This is a genomic window from Pseudomonas sp. GW823-FHT06E10 (assembly GCF_058794995.1).
The window spans coordinates 62,114-83,126 of record NZ_JBXAHJ010000007.1; the positions used below are offsets into that span (position 1 = coordinate 62,114).

General features: G+C 61.9%; 24 protein-coding genes. 14 read left to right on the forward strand and 10 right to left on the reverse strand.

What is annotated here, in order from left to right; all coding sequences use genetic code 11:
- Positions 1–11: 11 nt before the first annotated feature.
- From AC1Q6Y_RS13390 to AC1Q6Y_RS13400, 3 genes are all read right to left on the reverse strand, one after another.
- A complete protein-coding gene (locus AC1Q6Y_RS13390) occupies positions 12–1,277 on the reverse strand; it encodes an ABC transporter permease (RefSeq protein WP_057713119.1) in 1,266 nt (421 codons plus the stop codon).
- Between the two features lies 1 nt (position 1,278).
- Positions 1,279–1,989, reverse strand: a complete 711-nt coding sequence (locus tag AC1Q6Y_RS13395; protein ID WP_057713120.1) for an ABC transporter ATP-binding protein — start codon at positions 1,987–1,989, stop codon at positions 1,279–1,281.
- 135 nt (positions 1,990–2,124) lie between these two features.
- Positions 2,125–2,715 carry a DUF2796 domain-containing protein gene (locus AC1Q6Y_RS13400; protein WP_492624672.1) on the reverse strand — a complete coding sequence of 197 codons (591 nt, stop codon included), beginning with the start codon at positions 2,713–2,715 and terminating at the stop codon, positions 2,125–2,127.
- Positions 2,716–2,850: 135 nt separating this feature from the next.
- Here AC1Q6Y_RS13400 and AC1Q6Y_RS13405 point away from each other — a divergent pair, with 135 nt between their 5' ends.
- On the forward strand, positions 2,851–3,192 hold the full coding sequence (locus AC1Q6Y_RS13405; protein WP_492624673.1) for a hypothetical protein: 342 nt from the start codon (positions 2,851–2,853) through the stop codon (positions 3,190–3,192).
- Between the two features lie 103 nt (positions 3,193–3,295).
- On the opposite strand, the gene trxA is transcribed toward AC1Q6Y_RS13405, so the two are convergent.
- The 3 genes from trxA to AC1Q6Y_RS13420 all read right to left on the reverse strand — a co-directional run bounded on the left by trxA (position 3,296) and on the right by AC1Q6Y_RS13420 (position 5,466).
- Positions 3,296–4,168 (reverse strand): thioredoxin, encoded by an 873-nt coding sequence (gene trxA, locus AC1Q6Y_RS13410; RefSeq protein WP_057713123.1) that lies wholly within the window; start codon positions 4,166–4,168, stop codon positions 3,296–3,298.
- A gap of 183 nt (positions 4,169–4,351) precedes the next feature.
- Positions 4,352–5,005 (reverse strand): class I SAM-dependent methyltransferase, encoded by a 654-nt coding sequence (locus AC1Q6Y_RS13415; protein WP_057713124.1) that lies wholly within the window; start codon positions 5,003–5,005, stop codon positions 4,352–4,354.
- Positions 5,002–5,466, reverse strand: coding sequence for a YbaY family lipoprotein (locus AC1Q6Y_RS13420; RefSeq protein WP_057713125.1), 465 nt, complete (start codon positions 5,464–5,466; stop codon positions 5,002–5,004). Before AC1Q6Y_RS13420 ends, AC1Q6Y_RS13415 begins: the two co-directional genes overlap by 4 nt.
- A gap of 127 nt (positions 5,467–5,593) precedes the next feature.
- Between AC1Q6Y_RS13420 and nrdR the strand changes: the two genes are divergently transcribed.
- The 12 genes from nrdR (at position 5,594) to AC1Q6Y_RS13480 (ending at position 14,552) form a co-directional block, all read left to right on the forward strand.
- The gene (nrdR, locus tag AC1Q6Y_RS13425; protein ID WP_003228656.1) at positions 5,594–6,058 is read left to right on the forward strand and encodes a transcriptional regulator NrdR; all 465 of its coding nucleotides are present in this window, start codon (positions 5,594–5,596) and stop codon (positions 6,056–6,058) included.
- Complete coding sequence (ribD, locus tag AC1Q6Y_RS13430; RefSeq protein ID WP_492624674.1) at positions 6,055–7,188, forward strand: bifunctional diaminohydroxyphosphoribosylaminopyrimidine deaminase/5-amino-6-(5-phosphoribosylamino)uracil reductase RibD; 1,134 nt, start codon at positions 6,055–6,057, stop codon at positions 7,186–7,188. The genes nrdR and ribD overlap by 4 nt, the downstream gene beginning before the upstream one ends.
- A 47-nt stretch (positions 7,189–7,235) precedes the next feature.
- The gene (locus AC1Q6Y_RS13435) at positions 7,236–7,901 is read left to right on the forward strand and encodes a riboflavin synthase (protein ID WP_008018158.1); all 666 of its coding nucleotides are present in this window, start codon (positions 7,236–7,238) and stop codon (positions 7,899–7,901) included.
- 16 nt (positions 7,902–7,917) lie between these two features.
- Entirely contained in the window at positions 7,918–9,009 is a 1,092-nt protein-coding gene (ribBA, locus tag AC1Q6Y_RS13440) for a bifunctional 3,4-dihydroxy-2-butanone-4-phosphate synthase/GTP cyclohydrolase II (protein WP_090451662.1), read from the forward strand.
- 91 nt (positions 9,010–9,100) lie between these two features.
- On the forward strand, positions 9,101–9,577 hold the full coding sequence (gene ribH, locus AC1Q6Y_RS13445) for a 6,7-dimethyl-8-ribityllumazine synthase (RefSeq protein WP_003228649.1): 477 nt from the start codon (positions 9,101–9,103) through the stop codon (positions 9,575–9,577).
- The gene (nusB, locus tag AC1Q6Y_RS13450) at positions 9,574–10,074 is read left to right on the forward strand and encodes a transcription antitermination factor NusB (protein WP_057713127.1); all 501 of its coding nucleotides are present in this window, start codon (positions 9,574–9,576) and stop codon (positions 10,072–10,074) included. The genes ribH and nusB overlap by 4 nt, the downstream gene beginning before the upstream one ends.
- A gap of 176 nt (positions 10,075–10,250) precedes the next feature.
- Positions 10,251–11,216 carry a thiamine-phosphate kinase gene (thiL, locus tag AC1Q6Y_RS13455; RefSeq protein ID WP_154862096.1) on the forward strand — a complete coding sequence of 322 codons (966 nt, stop codon included), beginning with the start codon at positions 10,251–10,253 and terminating at the stop codon, positions 11,214–11,216.
- Positions 11,213–11,716, forward strand: coding sequence for a phosphatidylglycerophosphatase A family protein (locus AC1Q6Y_RS13460; protein ID WP_007970166.1), 504 nt, complete (start codon positions 11,213–11,215; stop codon positions 11,714–11,716). The genes thiL and AC1Q6Y_RS13460 overlap by 4 nt, the downstream gene beginning before the upstream one ends.
- 53 nt (positions 11,717–11,769) lie before the next feature.
- Positions 11,770–12,510, forward strand: coding sequence for a substrate-binding periplasmic protein (locus AC1Q6Y_RS13465; protein WP_492624675.1), 741 nt, complete (start codon positions 11,770–11,772; stop codon positions 12,508–12,510).
- A gap of 163 nt (positions 12,511–12,673) precedes the next feature.
- Positions 12,674–13,291, forward strand: a complete 618-nt coding sequence (gene ribA / locus AC1Q6Y_RS13470; RefSeq protein WP_008053837.1) for a GTP cyclohydrolase II — start codon at positions 12,674–12,676, stop codon at positions 13,289–13,291.
- On the forward strand, positions 13,288–13,707 hold the full coding sequence (locus AC1Q6Y_RS13475; RefSeq protein WP_489339296.1) for an MFS transporter: 420 nt from the start codon (positions 13,288–13,290) through the stop codon (positions 13,705–13,707). The genes ribA and AC1Q6Y_RS13475 overlap by 4 nt, the downstream gene beginning before the upstream one ends.
- Complete coding sequence (locus tag AC1Q6Y_RS13480; RefSeq protein WP_492587838.1) at positions 13,707–14,552, forward strand: cobalamin-binding protein; 846 nt, start codon at positions 13,707–13,709, stop codon at positions 14,550–14,552. Before AC1Q6Y_RS13475 ends, AC1Q6Y_RS13480 begins: the two co-directional genes overlap by 1 nt.
- Before the next feature lie 95 nt (positions 14,553–14,647).
- On the opposite strand, the gene AC1Q6Y_RS13485 is transcribed toward AC1Q6Y_RS13480, so the two are convergent.
- From AC1Q6Y_RS13485 to AC1Q6Y_RS13500, 4 genes are all read right to left on the reverse strand, one after another.
- On the reverse strand, positions 14,648–16,531 hold the full coding sequence (locus AC1Q6Y_RS13485) for a TonB-dependent receptor domain-containing protein (RefSeq protein WP_492624676.1): 1,884 nt from the start codon (positions 16,529–16,531) through the stop codon (positions 14,648–14,650).
- Positions 16,532–16,688: 157 nt separating this feature from the next.
- Positions 16,689–18,587 carry a 1-deoxy-D-xylulose-5-phosphate synthase gene (dxs, locus tag AC1Q6Y_RS13490; RefSeq protein WP_057713133.1) on the reverse strand — a complete coding sequence of 633 codons (1,899 nt, stop codon included), beginning with the start codon at positions 18,585–18,587 and terminating at the stop codon, positions 16,689–16,691.
- A 91-nt stretch (positions 18,588–18,678) separates the two neighbouring features.
- Positions 18,679–19,566: a (2E,6E)-farnesyl diphosphate synthase gene (gene ispA / locus AC1Q6Y_RS13495; protein WP_057713134.1), complete on the reverse strand. Its 888-nt coding sequence runs from the start codon at positions 19,564–19,566 to the stop codon at positions 18,679–18,681.
- Positions 19,563–19,805, reverse strand: coding sequence for an exodeoxyribonuclease VII small subunit (locus AC1Q6Y_RS13500; RefSeq protein ID WP_007970180.1), 243 nt, complete (start codon positions 19,803–19,805; stop codon positions 19,563–19,565). The genes ispA and AC1Q6Y_RS13500 overlap by 4 nt, the downstream gene beginning before the upstream one ends.
- A 409-nt stretch (positions 19,806–20,214) precedes the next feature.
- Between AC1Q6Y_RS13500 and AC1Q6Y_RS13505 the strand changes: the two genes are divergently transcribed.
- On the forward strand, positions 20,215–21,006 hold the full coding sequence (locus AC1Q6Y_RS13505; protein ID WP_492624677.1) for a YfaP family protein: 792 nt from the start codon (positions 20,215–20,217) through the stop codon (positions 21,004–21,006).
- Positions 21,007–21,013 lie beyond the last annotated feature (7 nt).

Here is a 21,013-nt window from a genome sequence, read left to right on the forward strand (position 1 = left end):
TTTCAACGTCCTCATAAACGGATCGACAAGCCATCGGCCAAGGATTGGCGATAGGCGCGCCAGGCCGGCACGCTGCCCATCAGCAACGCGGCGATCAGGATGCCACCGAGCAGCGTCCATTCATACTCGCTCGGCCAGGACAGCGGCAGGAACAGGCCGTAGTTGGCTTGCACATAACCTTGGGCCGCCGCGATGCACACATACAGCAACGCCACGCCGGCGATCACGCCCGATAGCGCCAGGGCAAAGGCTTCGAGTACCAACAGCGTCGCGATGTGCCAGGGGCGTGCGCCCACCGAGCGCAGGATCGCCATTTCCCGACGGCGCTCGTTGAGGCTGGTGAGAATCGCTGTGAGCATGCCGATCAGCCCGGTCAGCACCACAAACAGCGAGACCACGAACAAGGCTTTTTCCGCGGTGCCCATCAGACTCCACAGCTCTTGCAACGCTACGCCTGGCAGGATCGCCAGCATCGGCTCGCCACGGAATTCGTTGATTTCCCGTTGCAGGGCAAAGGTTGAAATCTTGTTGTTGAGGCCGAGCATGAACGCGGTGATCGCTTGCGGCGTGAGGTCCATGTTGCGCGCCTGATCAGCCGTGATGCGGCCCTCGCCCCGGGCCGGCACGCCGTTATGCCAGTCGATGTGAATCGCTTCCATGCCACCGAGGCTGATGTGCAGCGTGCGGTCCACCGGTGTGCCGGTACGCTTGAGAATGCCGACCACAGTGAACGGTTTGTCGTCGTGCTTGACCAGGCTGATCGCCGCCACGCCGTGGGCCAGCACCAGTTTGTCACCGAGTTTGTAGTGCAGTGCATCGGCCACTTCGGCACCGAGCACCACTTCGAACGGGTCAGTGGCAAAGGCGCGGCCATCGCTCAGTTGCAGGTGTTGCTGGCGCCCGTACTGGTAATGCTCGAAGTAGGCTTCGGTGGTGCCCATCACCCGGTAGCCGCGATGGGAGTCGCCGAGGGACATCGGGATCGCCCACTTCACTTTCGGGTTGCTGGCGAAGTGTTCGAAGCTGTCCCAGCGGATGTTGTTGGTGGCGTTGCCGATGCGGAACACCGAGTACAGCAACAGGTTCACCGAGCCCGAGCGGGCGCCGACGATCAGGTCGGTGCCGCTTATTGTGCTGGCGAAACTGGCCTTGGCTTCGGTGCGCACGCGCTCCACTGCCAGCAACAGGCACACCGACAGGGCGATGGCGAACGCCGTGAGGATCGCGGTGAAACGACGGTTAGCCAGGCTGGCCATGGCTAGACGAAACAGATACATCTCAGACCTCGGACGGGGTAGCGGCGCGATTGAGTTCGGCCAGCGAGAGGTTGTGGTCGAACAGCGGCGCCAGGCTTTGGTCGTGGCTGACGAACAACAGGCTCGAGCCGGCCTCGCGGCACTCGGCGAACAGCAGGCGAATGAAGTTCTCGCGGGCGTCGTAATCGAGGGCTGAGGTCGGTTCGTCGGCGATCACCAGTTCCGGTTGACCGATCAGTGCGCGGGCGGCGGCGACCCGTTGCTGCTGGCCGATGGACAACGAATCGGCGCGGCGACCGAGGATGTTTTCATCCTTCAACCCCAGATGGGCGAGCAGTGTGGCGGCGGCTTTGTCGACGCTGCCGTGACGTTGTTTCGCTCGTTCGGCGCGCAGTTTCGAGAAGTGGCAGGGCAGTTCGACGTTTTCACGCACCGACAGAAACGGCAGCAGGTTGAACTGCTGAAAGATGTAGCCGGTGTGATCGACACGGAAGTGGTCGCGGGCGCCGGCCGAGAGTTGCGTCAGCTCCTGGCCGAGCAGGCGGATGCTGCCGCGATCAGGCTTTTGCACGCCGCCGAGCAGACCGAGCAGGGTGGTCTTGCCGCTGCCGCTGGGGCCTTTGAGGAACAGGGTTTCGCCGCGCTCCAGGCGAAACGCCGGGATGTCCAGCAGCGGCGGGTGACCGGGCCAGCTGAAGCCCAGGTCGGACAGTTCGATGAGTGCTTGGGTCATGTGAAACCGGTCTGGTTGGTGGTGAACCCTTGTAGGAGCGAGCCTGCTCGCGAAAAACCTGAGAGCACCGAGGTGAATCAGGTTGCCCGCGTTATCGTTGGCGTCCATCGCGAGCAAGCTCGCTCCTACAGTGGGTCAGAATTTCAGCGCAGCAGCTTTGGCCGTCACTTCAACCCCTTGCTGCCCGCTCGGGCCGATCAGTTGTACCTGAATTTTTTGGGTGGCCGGGAAGCGGGTGAAAATATTCGCCAGGTCCAGTGACTTCAGTGCCGCTGGCGTGGCGCAAGTGAACTGATAGTGAGCGTGGATTTCGCTGTGATCATGGTGATGTTCGTGGCCGTCTTCGTCCTTGGCGTCTTCATCGTGATCATCGTCGGCATCGGGCTTGTCGCCGAACAGCGGGCTTTCCAGTTCCTGGTTCTCCACCACGCAACCGGCGGCTTTCGGCAGGTTGAAAAGGGCCAGTGGTTGTTCGAGTTGCGCGCGGGCGGCGGCGACTTTGGCTTTGTCTGCGTCGCTAGTGGCGACGTGCTCGAAACCCACCAGGTTCATCGCCGGGCTTTCCAGTTCCAGCTCCAGGGTCTTGCCGTCCAGCGCCGCATTCAGGCGTCCAACGCCATGTTCGTGGGCACCCAGGCTGCCATGCTCGTGATCGTGTTCGTCGGCGGCATGGGCGACAGCCAGCGGCAACATGGCAAACGGCAGGGCGAGAAGCAGACGACGCATGACGAGTCTCCGAAAAGTAAAATGAAGAAAATGTTATGTAATCTTATAACGTGATTGCGGAGAGTTTGACTGTCTGCTTGGCGTTGCACAAGTCCCATGGGAGCATGCCGGGAATAAATGTGCGGGAGCAGACCTATGTTGCGAATTCGCGGAAGCATCGGCGACTGGCCGGTGGATTTGACCCTGGAGATGGACGACGCGGACTGGGCGCGACTAGGGGCGCAGTTGCAGGTGGAAAAACCCCCGGTCAGCGTGCCAGCGGCGAAACCGTTGAACCAGGATGATGCGCTGTGGCAGATCGCCCGGGAATTGCTGCGCAAGGCGGGGCAGCTCAGTGGCCCGGACCTGCTCGATCAACTCGAAGGCCTGACCGGCAGTGCAGCGGCGGGCAAACGGCTGCTGGTGCGCCTGCGCCACAGTTCGGACGTGAAGGTGGAAAGCGGCGGGGATACACCGCTGTATCGCTGGTTGGTGTAGGAGCGAGCTTGCTCGCGATGGGCATCAACGATAACGCGGGAAACCTGATTCACCTCGGTGCTCTCAGGTTTTTCGCGAGCAAGCTCGCTCCTACAGGGTCGGCTTAGTACAGCGCAGCAAACAACTTGCGGCGGTACGTGCTGACCAACGGATGATCGTTGCCCAGCAATTCGAACACCTGCAACAAGGTCTTGTGCGGCAAGCCTTCGCTGTAGCTGCGGTTGCGGGTGAACAACTTCAGCAATGCATCCAGCGCGGCGTCGTACTGCTGACGGGCCAGTTGCTGGATCGCCAGTTGATAGACCGCCTCATCGTCCAGCGGGTCTTTCGCCAGTCGGGCCTTCAGGTCGGCGGCATCCGGCAAGTCCCTGGCCAGACCGAGAAACTTGATCTGTGCCTTGGCGCCGGCCAGCGCGGCCTTGTGCTCATCGCTCTTGACCGCATCCAGCACGGTTTGCGCTTCGCCCAGTTCACCGCGCTCGGTCAGGCAGCGGGCGTACAGGATCAGTGCCTTGGCGTTGGTGTTGTCTTCACCCAGGATCACTTTGAGCTGCGCTTCGGCATCGGCGAAACGGCTGTCGTCGAACAGCGCCTGGGCCTGTTCGAACGGATCGGCGGCGGCCGGTGGCGGCATCTGCACATGGGGTTCGAGCAGGGCACGCACGGCCGACTCCGGCTGCGCACCGGCAAAGCCATCGACAGGCTGACCGTCCTTGAACAGCACCACGGTCGGCAGGCTGCGGATGCCGAAGCGGGCGACGATGTCTTGCTCGATGTCACAGTTGACCTTGGCCAGCAGCAACTCACCCTGATAGCTCTCGGCAATGCTCTGCAGCATCGGCATCAGCACTTTGCAGGGCGCGCACCATTCGGCCCAGAAATCCACCAGCACTGGTTTGTGGAAGGAGTTCTCGATCACCGACTGGTCGAAATCGGCAGTCGTGGCGTCGAAGATGTACGGCGTTTCCTGACTCATGGGCAATCTCGTAAAAGCGTGAATGGGGCAACTATACGGCTTGGTGGGGGCGCGCCGGAAGCGGGGTGGCCGTTAGAGATGTTTCGTCTGACAGGACGTCATCGCGAGCAAGCTCGCTCCCACAGGGGATTTGTGGACGACACGGGTCCAGTGCAGGAGCGAGCCTGCTCGCGATGCTTTTAGCTAGCGCTGCGCGTGGTACAGGCTCACATGCCGAAACTCGTGGGGCTCGGCCAGATCCGGCAGGGTCATGGCTTCGAGCATTTCGATGCGCCGGTACAACGGATGACGGAAATCCCTGACGCGGGAGTCCGCCACCAGCGCCTCTCGGCCGCGGCTGAGGAACTGGTCGAGTAGCGGCAGGTTGGCCCGGTCGTACAGCACATCCGCCACCAGGATCAGATCGAAGCGATCGGCCTCGGCGAAAAAGTCCGTCGAGTAATTGAGCTGTACGTTATTGAGCTCGGCATTGGCCCGACACGCGGCAATCGCCAGCGGGTCGAGGTCGCAGGCCAGTACTTCGAGCGCCCCGGCCTTCGCCGCCGCAATCCCCGCCACCCCGGAGCCGGCACCGAAATCCAGTACCCGCTTGCCTTCGACCCAATGGGGGTTTTCGGCCAGATAGCGGGCCACGGCCAGGCCGCTGGCCCAGCAGAAACTCCAGTACGGCGGCTCATGCAGGATGCGCCGGGTCTCTTCCGGGCTGAAGGCGCGGTCCATGTTGTCGCCGTCGATCAGCCACAACTTCAGGTCGGTCCCTGGTAACTCACAGGCGACCAATTGCGCATCACCGAGCAGTTCACCCAACGCCTTTTGCAGGTCGAACGGTGCACTCATGGGGCTTTGACGAATTGCAGTTGGCCCAAGGCCTGGGTGGTCGGCTGGGTAATCAGTTGCGACGGCAGGTGCAGGATCAACTGCCCGGACTGACTGGCGCGGCCTCGCAGTTCAACGCGGGCCCCGGCCGGGAAGGATTCCGGATTGAAGCGCAGGTGAAACGGCAGAACCTGGTTGTTGCCGATCAGGCTGGAGCTGGCGAGCAATTGTTGCGGGCGGTCCTTATCGTCGATCACCAGCAATGCCAGTTCGACTTCAGCGCCAGCTGGAACGCCTTGCAAGGTGCCGCTCAGTTCACGCTGATGGGCGGGCAGAGGGCCGAGTGCGGCGGCCTCCCGGGCTTTCTTCTGCGCTTGCTGCGGCACCGGGCCAGGCGTTGGCGGCTGGGGCTTGGGTGCATCGCTGCTGCAGGCCACCAGCAGGCTGAAAACACTGAGCAAAATGAGCGGACGTAACGACATTGGTGGCTCCATAACGCTGAATTCCATGGATCAAGTGATCATCCCGTCTGTATACCGCAAACCCTATGGCTTGTCTTGCCACGGGGATGCGCTACCATGGCCCTCCCTTTTTTTGTTGCCTGCCACCATGCACTGTCCCTTCTGCGGTGCCAACGACACCAAGGTCATCGACTCGCGTCTGGTCGCCGAGGGCGAACAGGTGCGCCGCCGGCGTGAATGCCTGGCCTGCGGCGAGCGTTTCACGACGTTCGAGACGGCTGAACTGGTGTTGCCGCGCCTGATCAAAACCGACGGCAGTCGCCAGCCGTTCGACGAAGAAAAACTCCGCGCCGGCATGCAGCGCGCGCTGGAAAAGCGCCCGGTGAGTGTCGAGCGCCTCGAGTCGTCGCTGGTGCACATCAAACACAAACTGCGCGCCACCGGCGAACGCGAGGTCAAATCCCTCGTGGTCGGCGAACTGGTGATGGCCGAGCTGCAGAAGCTCGACGAAGTCGCCTACATCCGCTTCGCCTCGGTGTATCGCCGCTTCCAGGACCTCAACGAGTTCCGCGAAGAGATCGATCGCCTGGCCCGTGAACCGGTGAAAGAATGACCACTTGCGCCGAACAAGCCATCCTCGACGCCCATTTCATGGCCCGTGCCCTGGAACTGGCGCGCAAGGGGCATTACACGACGCACCCCAATCCGCGGGTCGGTTGCGTGATCGTGCAGGGCGGGCAGATTGTCGGCGAAGGCTGGCACGAGCGCGCCGGCGAGCCCCACGCTGAAGTCCACGCCCTGCGCGCGGCTGGTGAGCAGGCTCGTGGCGCCACCGCTTACGTGACGCTTGAACCTTGCAGCCATCACGGCCGTACGCCGCCCTGTGCCGATGCACTGGTCAATGCCGGTGTGGCCCGCGTGGTCGCGGCGATGCAGGACCCGAACCCGGAAGTCGCCGGTCGCGGTCTGCAACGCCTGACACAGGCCGGTATCGCCACCGAAAGCGGCGTGCTGGAAGGCGAGGCGCGCAAGCTTAATCAAGGCTTTCTGAAACGCATGGAACACGGCTTGCCGTTCGTGCGGGTCAAGTTGGCCATGAGCCTCGACGGGCGAACCGCCATGGAAAGCGGCGAAAGCCAGTGGATCACCGGCCCGGCGGCGCGCTCGGCAGTGCAGCGTCTGCGCGCGCAAGCCAGTGTGGTACTGACCGGTGCCGATACGGTGCTGGCGGACCACGCACGGTTGACCGTGCGCGCCGATGAGTTGGGGCTGGATGCAGAGCAAGCAGCCTTGGTCATGAGCCGTCCGCCGCTGCGGGTGTTGGTCGACGGCCGCCTGCGGGTGCCGCTGGATGCACCGTTCTTCAAGGCAGGCCCGGCGCTGGTCGCCACCTGCGTGGCGGTTGAAGAGCAATATGCCAACGGTCCGGAGTGCCTGATCGTGCCGGGCTACGACGGTCAGGTCGATCTGCGTCAACTATTGGTTGAACTCGCAACCCGTGGCGTCAACGAAGTGCTGGTCGAGGCCGGCCCGCGCCTGGCAGGTGCCTTTGCCCAACTCGGTCTGGTGGACGAGTTCCAGATTTTCATTGCCGGCAAGTTCCTGGGTTCCTCGGCGCGGCCGCTGCTGGACTGGCCGCTCGTGCAAATGAAGGATGCGCCCCAGCTCAAAATCATCGAAATTCGTGCCGTTGGCGATGACTGGCGAGTCATTGCGATTCCTTCGCCAGCCGCGAGCGTATAATTTCTGGCCATCGCTACAGCGCTGGCTTTGTTCTCGAGGAGAACCTCATGTTTACCGGCATCATCGAATCCATCGGCAGTATTCGTGCATTGACCCCAAAGGGCGGTGATGTGCGGGTTCACGTCGAAACCGGCAAGCTCGACCTGAGCGATGTCAAACTGGGCGACAGCATCGCGGTCAACGGCGTGTGCCTGACTGCCGTTGAATTGCCGGGCAATGGCTTTGCGGCGGACGTCAGTCGCGAAACCCTCGACTGCACCGCCATGAACGACCTGAAAAGCGGCAGCCCGGTCAATCTGGAAAAAGCCCTGACCCCGACCACTCGCCTCGGCGGGCATCTGGTCAGCGGTCACGTCGACGGCGTGGGCGAAGTGGTTGCCCGTACCGAAAATGCGCGCGCCGTGGAATTCCGCATCCGCGCGCCAAAGGACCTGGCGAAGTACATCGCCCATAAAGGCTCGATCACCGTCGACGGCACCAGCCTCACCGTGAACGCAGTCGATGGCGCCGAGTTCCTGCTGACCATCATTCCCCACACCCTGAGCGAAACCATCATGGCGTCGTACCAGCCAGGCCGCCGGGTGAACCTGGAAGTGGACTTGCTGGCCCGTTACCTGGAGCGTCTGCTGCTGGGCGACAAGGCTGCAGAGCCGACTGCTGGCAGCACCATTACCGAAAGCTTTCTGGCCGCCAACGGCTACCTCAAATCCTGACCCAAGGGGGTGCCTTGTGGCGCTCAATAGCATCGAAGAACTGGTTGAAGACATCCGCCAAGGCAAGATGGTCATCCTCATGGATGACGAAGACCGCGAGAACGAAGGCGACCTGATCATGGCCGCCGAGTGCTGCAAGCCCGAGCACATCAACTTCATGGCCAAGCACGCCCGTGGCCTGATCTGCATGCCGATGAGCCGCGAGCGCTGCGAACTGCTCAAGCTGCCGTTGATGGCGCCGCGCAACGGGTCCGGTTTCGGCACCAAGTTCACCGTATCGATCGAAGCGGCCACCGGCGTGACCACCGGCATCTCCGCCGCAGACCGTGCGCGCACCGTGCAGGCCGCCGCCGCCCGTGATGCCAAGGCTGAAGACATCGTCAGCCCGGGCCACATCTTCCCGCTGATGGCTCAGGCCGGCGGCACCCTGGCCCGTGCCGGCCACACCGAAGCGGCGTGCGACCTGGCGCGCATGGCCGGTTACGAGCCTAGCGGGGTGATCTGCGAAGTGATGAACGACGACGGCACCATGTCCCGTCGCGCCGAGCTGGAAGCCTTTGCCGCCGAACACGACATCAAGATCGGCACCATCGCCGACCTGATTCACTACCGGATGATCCACGAACGTACCGTTCAGCGGATTGCCGAGCAGCCACTGGACAGCGAACTGGGCCAATTCAACCTGGTGACCTATCGTGATTCCGTGGAAGGCGACGTGCACATGGCACTGACCCTGGGCAACGTGTGTGCCGAAGAGCCGACCTTGGTACGCGTGCACAACATGGACCCGCTGCGTGACCTGCTGATGGTCAAGCAACCGGGCCGCTGGAGCCTGCGCGCCGCCATGTCCGCGGTTGCCGAGGCTGGTAGCGGCGTGGTGCTGTTGCTCGGTCACCCGCTCGATGGCGACGTGTTGCTGGCGCATATCCGCGAAACCGCCGATCACGCCGCAGTGAAAAAACCGACCACCTACAGCACTGTTGGTGCCGGTTCGCAGATCCTGCGCGACCTTGGCGTACGCAAAATGCGCCTGATGTCGGCACCGATGAAATTTAATGCGATATCCGGTTTCGATCTGGAAGTTGTAGAATACGTGCCCTCCGAATAATGACCGGTTGTTCCCGGCCTTGAATTCGCGGCAAATAAATCACTGAGGGGCGCGTAGAAGACGCGTCCCGGCTCTTTAAGAGATCTAACGAATGACCCTGAAGACCATCGAAGGTACCTTCATCGCCCCTAAAGGCCGCTACGCTCTGGTAGTGGGCCGTTTCAACAGCTTCGTCGTTGAAAGCCTGGTCAGCGGTGCAGTTGATGCCCTGGTTCGCCACGGCGTGAGCGAAAGCGACATCACCATCATCCGCGCACCTGGCGCCTTCGAAATTCCGCTGGTTGCGCAGAAAGTCGCCCAGAAAGGCGAATTCGCGGCAATCATCGCCCTGGGCGCGGTCATTCGTGGCGGCACTCCGCACTTCGAATACGTGGCTGGCGAGTGCACCAAGGGCCTGGCCCAGGTGTCCATGGAGTTCGGCGTTCCGGTCGCTTTCGGCGTCCTGACCGTTGATTCCATCGAGCAAGCCATCGAACGTTCCGGCACCAAGGCCGGCAACAAAGGTGCTGAAGCTGCCCTGTCCGCTCTGGAAATGGTCAGCCTGCTGGCGCAGTTGGAGGCCAAGTGATTAGCGACGAAAGCGATCGTTTCAACCCGCGCGATCCAAAGCCTGCGGATGCCGGCAAGCCATCGAAAAGCGCCAAGCGCCGCGAAGCCCGTCAGCTCGCGACCCAGGCCCTGTACCAATGGCACATGGCCAAGCAGTCGCTGAACGAGATCGAAGCGCAGTTCCGGGTCGATAACGATTTCAGCGATGTCGACGGCGCGTACTTCCGCGAAATCCTGCACGGGGTTCCGCAGTTCAAGACCGAAATCGACACCGCGCTCACGCCATGCCTGGACTTGACCATCGAAGAGCTGGACCCGGTTGAACTGGCCGTTCTGCGCCTGTCGACCTGGGAACTGCTCAAGCGCGTCGACGTGCCGTACCGCGTTGTGATCAACGAGGGTATCGAACTGGCCAAGGTCTTCGGTTCCACCGACGGCCACAAGTTCGTCAACGGTGTGCTCGACAAGTTGGCCCCGCGTCTGCGTGAAGCTGAAGTGAAGGCGTTCAAGCGCTGATTGGCGTTTGGACAGTGTCCTGTCTCGCCGATACGTTCGTTTTTTAGCGAGTGGCTGGTGTTGCCAGACAAGGCGCCGCGACGAGTCATAGCGTGCTATGGCGAGGAGCGGCAACGCAGTATGGCGACACCAGACGCCGCTAAAAAATGAACAGTATTGGTGAGACAGGATACCTGATGGGCGAGTTTGAGCTGATCCGCAATTTCTTCGCCGCCGCGCCTTGTGCGCAGGGCGGCGAAGGCGTTGCCCTCGGGATTGGCGATGACTGCGCCTTGCTGGCTGTTCCCTCCGGGGAGCAGATGGCGATTTCTACCGATACGTTGGTGGCCGGCGTGCATTTCGCCGATCCCTGCGATCCGTTTCTGCTCGGTCAGCGCTCGCTGGCCGTGGCCGTCAGCGACCTGGCCGCCATGGGCGCCACCCCGATTGCCTTTACCCTTGCCCTGACCTTGCCGACGGTGACCGCCGATTGGCTGCAAGCCTATGCCCGTGGTTTGAACCAGATGGCGCAAAGCTGCGGCGTGGCGCTGGTGGGCGGTGACACGACCCGCGGGCCGCTGAGCCTGACCATGACCGTGTTCGGGCGCGTGCCGGCCGGTCAGGCGCTGACCCGCAGCGGTGCGCAACCGGGCGACCTGCTGTGTGTCGGCGGCAACCTGGGCAATGCCGCCGGTGCCTTGCCCTTGGTGCTCGGCCAGCGCACGGCCGAAGCGCGCATTGCCGAGCCGTTGCTGGCGCATTACTGGTCGCCGCAACCGCAGCTCGGTTTGGGTCAGGCGCTACGGGGCAAGGCCACTTCGGCGATGGATATCTCCGACGGCCTGCTTGCTGATTGCGGGCATATCGCGCTGGCGTCGAAGGTCGGTATCGAAGTCGAGCGGGATCGTTTGCCACTGTCGCAGAGCCTGGTCGACTTTCTTGGCCAATCGGACGCACAGGTTGCGGCCCTGAGCGGCGGCGACGACTACGTCCTGGCCTTCACCTTACCGTCCGTCGAGTTGCCGCTATTGCTGGCCGATGGCTGGCCGATCCATGTGATTGGTCAAGTGGTGACGGGGCAGGGCGTGAAGCTGCTGGACGCCGATGGCAAAGACATCACCCCGCAAACCCGGGGTTATCAACATTTTCGGGAGTCACCGTGACAGATCATCCCAAACAGGTCCCGGCGGAATTCGTACCGCCGTCGGTCTGGCGTAATCCATGGCATTTCCTGGCGTTCGGCTTTGGCTCGGGCACCTTGCCAAAGGCGCCCGGCACTTGGGGGTCGTTGGTTGCGCTGCCCTTTATTCCGTTGTGGCAGATGCTGCCCGACTGGGGTTACTGGCTGATGCTGGGCATCACCATGCTGTTCGGCTTCTGGCTGTGCGGCAAAGTGGCCGACGATTTGCGGGTACACGATCATGAAGGCATCGTCTGGGACGAAATGGTCGGGATGTGGATCACCCTGTGGCTGGTGCCGGAGGGCTGGCAGTGGTTGCTGGCGGGTTTCCTGATGTTCCGCTTCTTCGACATTCTCAAGCCATGGCCGATTCGCTGGATTGACCGGCACGTACATGGCGGCGTCGGCATCATGCTCGATGATGTCCTGGCCGGGGTGTTCGCCTGGTTGGCGATGCAGGGATTGGTGTGGTTTTTCGCCTGACCGGGGATTTCCAGGCGTTGATCATGAGAGCTGTTTATCGGGGGAAGCGGGGGATGACTGTACGCGGATTGATGGTGATGGCGTTCGCGATGTTTTGCTCTTGTGTTCAGGCGGGAGGAGGGGGGGCTACGCCGCCGTCGGTGATTCATCTGGCCAGCGAAGAGTGGGAAGGCTACACCGCCGCTGACGGTCATGGACTGGGTTGGGACGTGCTACGGCAAGTGTTCGAGCCGGCGGGCGTCAAGGTCGACATCCGCACCGAGCCCTACGTACGTTCGCTGGGCCTGGCCGAACGTGGCGAGGTCGATGCCTGCGTCGGCTCCTATCGTGACGATTCTGAGGGTGTGCTCTATCCCCATTGGAACTTCGACACCGATCACATCTATGCCCTGGGCCTGGTCAGCAGTCCGGTACCCACCCCGCAAACCCTGGGCAATTATCGACTGGCTTGGGTTCGCGGCTACGACTACCAGGATTACTTGCCCAATGTGCGCCACTTCGACGAAGTGCAGCGGCGTACCGGCATCGAGTCGATGCTGATCCACAATCGTGCCGACTTTTACATCGATGCCCTGACCGAAGTCGATGACGTCATCAAGCGCGCCAAGGATCCGTCCCAACTGCGGCGCACCCATATCGCCGAGTTGCCGCTGTACCTGTGTTTTGCCAAGACCCCGAAGGCACGCACGTTAATGGCCCTGTTCGACCAGCGCATGGAGCAACTGGTGAAAAGCGGCGAGTTGAAACCGATTTTTGAACGCTGGAAACAGCCTTATCCGTTTGAAGATAATTGACCCCGATTCAAGGACTGATACTGAACCTTGTGGGAGTGTCTTCAGGGCGTATATCAAACATTTTGATAGTTATCGCCGATAATTCAGCCTAAGCGTCCTCCGGAACCTGCTGTTACAATGCCGGCTCTGCGAATCTTCAGACTTTTAGATCAGGAGCACACCGGTGCCTGTCGTTTTTGTCGCCGCTTCCAAGCTGCCAACGCCTTTTGCGCAATTCACCATGCATGGCTTTCTCGATGAAGCCACCGGCCGCGAGCACGTTGTGCTGAGCCTGGGTGAATTCGACGATGGTGCCCCGGTACTCGGCCGGTTGCACTCCGAATGCCTGACGGGCGATGCCCTGTTCAGCCAGCGTTGCGACTGCGGCTCGCAACTGGAGGCCGCCTTGCAAGCCATCGCCCGCGAAGGTCGTGGCGTATTGCTCTACCTACGACAGGAAGGCCGGGGCATTGGTCTGCTGAACAAGATCCGCGCCTATGAGCTGCAGGACGGTGGCGCCGACACCGTTGAAGCCAACGAACGCCTGGGCTTTGCCGCCGACCAGCGTGACTACGCCATGTGCCTGCCGATGCTGGAGCACCTGGGCGTGAAGTCACTGCGCCTGATGACCAACAACCCGCGCAAGGTCAAAGCCTTGACCGACATGGGTATCGTGGTCGCCGAGCGCGTGCCGCTGCACACCGGCCACAACCCGCATAACCGACTCTACCTGGCGACCAAGGCCAGCAAGCTCGATCATATGATGGGCAATGAGCATCAGGGCGAGGTAGACCGGGCGTGACCCGTGGTCAGGTGCGGCGGCGACTGTCCGTCAACTGGTGGCAATACCTGGCACTGGCCTTGTTGCCCCTGTTTGTGATCAACGCGGTGTTCGGCCAGAGCGAAGCCATTCTGCCGGTGCTGGCGATGCCGTTGTTCATCGCCGGAGTTGCTTCGATGTTTGTCAGCCTGAAGTTTTTCGGCGCCTACAAACACGCACTGATCGCCACCCAGAAAGCCCTCGATACCTCTGAAGAACCTGCTGCCTGGATCAGTCTGGCAGCCAAGCGGCGCCCGGCATTCCTGGCCGCCGGGCTGCCGGCCTGGATCGCTGCCCTGGCGGTGTTCGTCGGTCTCGAAGCCGTGCCGCTGATGCTGCTGGCACTGTCGACCGCCGTGTTGTTCTACCTCTACCGTATTCCGCGTCAACTCGGTTGATGCGCGCGCTCTGGCTGGCGGTGTTGCTGCTGGCCGCCAGTGGCTCGGCCGTTGCGGTCGAACGGGTTGTCAGCCTCGCACCGTCGCTCTCTGAAATCGTCGTTGAACTGGGCTCCGCCGACCTCCTGGTCGGTGTGCTGGACGCCGGTGAGCGACCTGCCGAACTCAAGGACCTGCCCTCCGTTGGCCGCTATGGCCAGCTGGACATGGAGCGCTTGCTCAGCCTGAAGCCCGATCTGTTGCTGCTATGGCCCGGTAGTGTCGGCCCGGCCCAGCGTGACCAGCTCAAGCGACTGAATATTCCCACCTACGTCGCCGAACCCCGCAGCCTGGACCAGCTCACGGCGCAGATCGAAGCCATTGCTGCTCAGCTCGATCGGCCTGAACGCGGAATTTCATTGGCCAGCGATCTACGCCAGCGGCTGGATGAATTGCGCCAGCGCTATCGCCGGGACAAGCCGTTACGAGTGTTCTATCAGGTCTGGGATCGGCCGCTGTATACGGTTGGCGGCGAGCAGATCATCAGCGATGCGCTGGAGGCCTGCGGTGCGCAAAACGTGTTTGCCGACCTGAAGCTGCCGGCACCGCAAGTCAGTGTGGAGGCGGTGTTGCAGCGTAATCCCGAGGTGATTCTGGCCAGCGATCAGGCGCAGCTTGATGCGTGGAAAGCCTGGCCACAGGTGGCGGCGGTATCACAAGGGCAATTGCGCCTGGTGACGGACAAGGGCCTGGAGCGGCCGAGTGGGCAGATGATCGAGGCAACGGCAAAGCTTTGTCATTTGATTGCGCCCTGTGGCGAGGGGGCTTGCCCCCGTTCGGGTGCGCAGCACCCGCAATCAGATTAATGCGATGTACCTGAGAAATAGGGGTGTAGGATTTTGGGGCTGCTTCGCAGCCCAACGGGGGCAAGCCCCCTCGCCACAAATGATCGAGTCTGGCTTTAGAACTCTGGTGTCCACGTCACCCCGAACATCCACGCCCGACCTTCCTCGCGATACCCATACTGGCTACCTTGGTAGCTGTACAGGGCCCGGCTGTAACCCTTGTCCAGCAGGTTATCGACCTTCAGCTCCAGCTGGATTTCACGATTGAGCTCCCAACTGCTGCGCAACCCCAACAGGGCATAACCACCCAACGGTTGTTGATTGTTCAAGTCGTCATAGCTGCTGCTGACTGCTTGCCAGCTGGCGCCGAGGCCCAGGCGATCGAACTGTCGGTCCAGGTCCAGGCTCAAGGTGCGCCGCGCACGACGGGCCAGGGTGTGGCCCGTATCACGGTCGCGTGGGTCGATGATCGCCACGCCAAGGTTGCTCTGCCAGCCGAACAGTTCCTGCTTCAGCGCTGCTTCGAAGCCGTTGATCCGTGCCGAGGCAACATTTTCGGGGCGTGAGTTGCTGCCGAAAATGATCGCGTCTTCAAGGTCGGTGCGATACAGCGACGTCTCCAGGCGACTGCTCTCGGTCAATTGGCTGCGCCATTGCAGCTCATAGCTCTTGGATGTTTCGGGTTTCAAATCCGGGTTGCTGAAATCCGGGTAATACAGATCGTTGAACGTCGGCGCGCGGAAGCCTTCGCTATAGGTCAGCAGCACTTCGTTGTCCGGGGTCAGCGGCAGGGTGAAGGTGCCGCTCCAGGTGTTCTGGCTGCCGAACTGCTGGTTATCGTCGTGACGCAGACCCAACTCCGTAGAGAAACTGTCGGCCTGAAAGCGATGCTGGATAAACACGGCGCGGTTCCAGCGGCTGTCTTCGTCGAACGCTGTGGTGCTGTTGATCCGGTCTTCGTACCAGTCGCCACCGAGCATCAGGCTGTTGCGCTCGTTGAGCGTCAGATCGTTCTGCCAGGTGACCGAGTCGCGGTAAGTATTGAAAACACTGCGCTCATCGCTGAGCTTGTCGAGGGTTGTCTCGCGGTTTTCGCTGTGACCGAGTTCGACGCGGGTTTTCCATACCTCATTGATCTGTGCATCAATGTAGCTGCTGGCGCTGCTCACATTGAAGTCGTTGTAGGGCTGCTGTTGATAGGACTTGTCCGTCACGTAATCGTAACGGCCGAACGGACTATCAAACTCGCTCTTGCCACGGTTATCCAGCACGTTGGCGCCGACTTCGACGTCTTCCGTCAGGGTGTGACTCAGGCTCAGGCTGAGGGATTTGTTGCGGTAGGCGTCGTGATCGCCATCACTGGGATACGACTCGTGGGTGCGATTGATTCCGGCGGTTTCATCGAGGCTGGCGCCAAGGTTGAAGCGGGTTCGCTCATCACCACCAGACAGGCCAAGGCTGCGCTCCCAAGTCTGATTACTGCCAAAACCGGTGTGCATGCGCGGTTGCAGGCCTTGTTGACCGCCGCGGCGGGTGAAGATCTGGATCACCCCGCCAATCGCATCGCTGCCGTAAATCACCGAGCGGGAGCCGCGCAGCACCTCCACGCGCTCGACCTGTTCGATATTGATGTGTTGCAGGTTGCTGTCGCCGGAGGTCGAACTGCCGATGCGTTGGCCATCCACCAGCACCAGGCTCTGGGCCGACTGGGTGCCGCGGATGTAGACCCCCGGAATGCTGCCGCGCCCGCCGGACTGCGAGACTTGCACACCCGGTACCCGACGCAACAGGTCAGTGACGCTATCGGGTTGCAGGCGATCGATGTCGTCGCGGGTGAACACGGTGTTGGCGGCGCTGCTGTCATTGCGCGCTTCGACCTGGCGGTTGGCGCTGATCAACACGTCGGGCAGCTTCAGGGCCTGGTCGCGTTCGAAGGTGTCGGCCAGCAATTGACCGGCCGGCAGCAGGGTCAGCGTCAGGGCGAAGGGAGAGAGTTTCATGGGTAGTCCGTTGGTGCTTTGAGGCGAATACAGTTTTGATAGGCGCTGAAAACCACTGTGGGAGCGAGCTTGCTCGCGATAGCGGTGTATCAGTCAGCATCTGAGTCGACTGACAGTCCGCCATCGCGAGCAAGCTCGCTCCCACAGGGTTTTGCGTTTAGATGTTCAGCAGTTGCAGGCGCTCGCGGATCGAAGCCTCGATCCCGGCTTCATCCAGCCCGCACTCAGCCAGCATTTGCGCAGGCTTGGCGTGTTCGACGTAAATGTCCGGCAAGCCCAGGTGCAGCATCGACTTGAGGATGTTTTCGCGGGCGAGGAATTCGCTGACCGCGCCACCGGCACCGCCCATGATCGCGTTTTCTTCGACGGTGACCAGTAGCTCGTGGCTGCCAGCGATTTCGCGAACCAGTTCTTCATCCAGCGGCTTGACGAAACGCATGTCGACCACGGTCGCGTCCAGCGTCTCGGCGACTTTCAGGGCTTCGGCCAGTTGCACACCGAACACCAGCAGGGCGACTTTGCTGCCCTGGCGGCGGACTACGCCCTTGCCGATCTCGATCGGTTCGAGGTCTTTCTCGATGGTCGCGTTCGGGCCGTTGCCGCGTGGGTAACGCACCGCCGCCGGGCCTTCGTACAGGTGGCCGGTGGTGAGCATCTTGCGCAGCTCGTTTTCATCGCTCGGGGTCATCACCAGCATGCCGGGGATGCAGCGCAGGAACGACAAATCGAAGCTGCCGGCGTGGGTCGGGCCGTCTTCGCCGACCAGGCCTGCGCGGTCGATGGCGAACAGCACGTCGAGGTTCTGCACCGCGACGTCATGCACCAACTGGTCGTAGCCGCGTTGCAGGAAGGTCGAGTAGATGGCCACCACGGGTTTGGCGCCTTCGCAGGCCATGCCGGCCGCGAGAGTGACGGCGTGCTGCTCGGCAATGGCGACGTCGAAGTAGCGCAGCGGGAAGCGTTCGCTGAAAGCGACCAGGTCCGAGCCTTCCTTCATCGCCGGGGTAATCCCGACCAGACGCGGATCGGCCGCCGCCATATCGCACAGCCACTCGCCGAACACACCGGAGTACTTGGGCCCGCTGGCCTTTTTCGGCGCGGCGGCCGGGGCGTCCAGCGGTTCGAGTTTGGTGATGGCGTGGTAACCGATCGGGTCGACTTCCGCCGGAGCGAAGCCTTTGCCTTTCTTGGTGACGACGTGCAGGAACTGCGGGCCTTTCAGATCGCGCATGTTGCGCAGGGTGGCGATCAGGGTCGGCAGGTCGTGGCCATCGATGGGGCCGATGTAGTTCCAGCCCAGTTCTTCGAACAGCGTGCCGGGAACCAGCATGCCTTTGGCATATTCTTCGGTCCGGCGAGCGATTTCCCAGGCACCGGGCAGGCGCGACAGCACTTTCTTGCTGCCTTCGCGCATGCTCGCGTAGGTGCGGCTGGAAAGGATCTTCGCCAGGTAGTTCGACAAGCCACCGACGTTGCGCGAGATCGACATGTCGTTGTCGTTGAGGATCACCAGCATGTTGGCGTCCACTTCCGGCGCATGGTTCAGCGCCTCGAACGCCATGCCCGCGGTCAACGCGCCGTCGCCGATCACTGCGATCGCCTTGCGCTCGCTGTTTTGCAGGCGGGCGGCAATCGCCATACCCAGCGCGGCACTGATCGAGGTGCTGGAGTGGCCGACGCCAAAGGTGTCGTACTCGCTCTCGGAGCGGCGCGGGAAGGCGGCGACGCCGTCCTTCTGGCGCAGGGTGCCCATGCGCTCGCGACGACCGGTGAGGATCTTGTGTGGATAAGCCTGATGACCCACGTCCCACACCAGCCGGTCGTCCGGGGTATCGAAGACGTAATGCAGCGCGATGGTCAGCTCGATCACGCCCAGGCCGGCACCGAAATGCCCACCGGTCTGGCCGACCGTGTAGAGCAATTCCAGGCGCAACTCATCGGCCAGGGTTTCCAGCTCGGCTTCGCCTAACCGGCGCAGGCCGTCCGGCGTGTTCGCGCGGTCGAGCAGGGGCGTGGTCGGGCGCTTGCGGGGAATCTCATGAAACGTCGTGGGCATCAGGCGAATCGTTATAGGTATAAAAGATGCGGCAGTTTACCTGATGCATCGTCCCCTGCCCACGCGTTGGTCTTTTTTGGCGGATTCGCCGTCAGCTGCGGCGATCGACGATATACCGGGCCAGATCACGCAACGGCTCGGCCGCTGCGTCAAACGGTCGCAGTGCGTGCAGGGCCTGGTCGCGCAGCTCCAGGGCATAGGCCTTGGCGGCGTCGAGGCCGAGCAGGGACGGGTAGGTCGGTTTGTCCCGGGCAATGTCGGCACCCTGCCGTTTGCCGAGGGTTTCGGTATCGCTTTCGACGTCGAGAATGTCGTCTTGCACCTGGAATGCCAGACCGATGGCCTGTGCATAAGTCTGCAGGGACTTGAGTTCGTCTTTCTCGGCACGGCCGCTGGCCAGGGCGCCGAGTTTGACGCTGGCCTCGATCAGCGCGCCGGTCTTGTGCCGGTGCATGTACTCCAGGGCTTTCTGGTCGAGCTTCAGACCGACCGAGCCGAGGTCGATGGCCTGACCGCCAACCATGCCCGCCGGGCCTGCCGCCAACGCCAGGGCACTGACCATTTGCAGGCGGATTTCGGCATCCGACGCGCTCAGGCGTGGATCGAGCAGGGCGCTGAAAGCCAGGCTCTGCAAGCCGTCGCCGGCGAGGATCGCGCAGGCTTCATCGAATTTCTTGTGGGTAGTTGGCTGGCCGCGGCGCAGATCGTCATCGTCCATTGCTGGCAAATCGTCATGCACCAGCGAGTAAGCGTGGATCAATTCCACCGCACAGGCCGCACCGTTGGCTTGCTCGGCCTTACCGCCCAACGCCTCGCACGCGGCGTAGGCCAACAGTGGACGCACGCGTTTGCCGCCATTCATCACGCTGTAGCGCATGGCTTCGTACAGCCGCGCCAGCTCGGGGCTCGGTGCGGTGAACAGGGTTTCCAGCGCTGCATTGACGCGGGCCTGGCTGGTGGCCGAGTACGCTGCAATCATTCTGGCTGATCCGCGTCGAAGGGTTCCTCGGCCAACTCGCCATCACGCTCGAGCAGCACCTGAACCTTTTGCTCGGCCTGGGCCAGCGCCGCCTGGCAATCGCGAGTCAGACCGATGCCTTGCTCGAAAGCGGCCAGCGAGTCCTCCAGCGACAATTCGCCATTCTCCAGGCGCTCCACCAGCGTTTGCAGGTCGGCGAGGGATTGTTCGAAATCCAGTGCAGCTTTTTTGCGGGCCATGGCGGCGATTTCCGGTTGACGTTAAACCGGCGCGACACTAGCAGATAGGGGGGGTATGGGCAAATGAGCGGGGGATTTGGTGCTGCCCATTCCTGTAGGAGCGAGCTTGCTCGCGATGGTCGTTAACGATGACGCGTACTGTCTGATTTGACGCGGTGCCCTTGCGTTCATCGCGAGCAAGCTCGCTCCTACAGGGTGGAAGATGCTTTTCGGCTCACCGTCCACCCAGCGCTGTGATTCCTCCCGCAAATCCAGATGCGCCCGATTGTTAAAAAACACCTGCACGTCTAACCTTCGCGTCATATTCGACTCGGCAATCACGGGTCTTTCAGACGAAACGCAGTATCCACATCTGTAATGCGCTCAGGATCAGGCGCAAGGTTTCGTCATGCATGGCAGGAGGCGTCGCATGCGCTCATTTCTTTTGCTGCTGATCGGGTTGGCTATCGTGCCCGTGATTCTGGCCGCGCCGGATGCCGAGTTGTCGGAACCGGTGGGCGGCTGGCGCTTCAACGGGTTGCTGGACCGCACGGAAAACCCGCAAGTCGCCTATCCCACGCCGCCGATTGATCGGGGCGTGCAGCGCAATCGCACGATGATCGAAGGCCAGCTCAAGGCCCTCGGCACTCAGCGCGGGCCGCACACGTTGGCGGTCAACGGCAATCCGCTGAATCTCTATACCGACGAACAAGGGCGTTTCGCCCGACCCTATGCGTTTGGCGCCGGTTCCAACAGTGTCGAAGTGCGCAGCGCCGAAGGCCAGTCTCTCAAGCGTGTTCAATTCTATGAAGCCAACAACCTGCGCACCCCGGCGCGGATTCGCGTGGTGCTGGGTTGGGACGATCCGAAAGCCGAACTCGACCTGCATATTGTCACGCCTGATGGCCAGCATGCCTTCTGGGCGCATTCGGCCTTGACCAATGGTGGCGGCCTCGACCCCGACGGCGTCGATGGCCCGGGTCCGGAAATGTTCACCATGACCGCACCGCTGCGTGGCACCTATCTGGTTTACGTGAACTATTGGGGCAACTTCGGCAGCGGCGGCTATAACTTCGATGAGACCAGCAACCAGAACGAGGTGATTACCTCGCAGATCAACCTGGTGCTCAACGAAAACACCGTCGATGAAAAACGCGAGACGTTCATCGTGCCCCTGCGCGCAATCGGCGACCTGCTGCTGGTCAAGACATTCAACTACTAAGCATCCC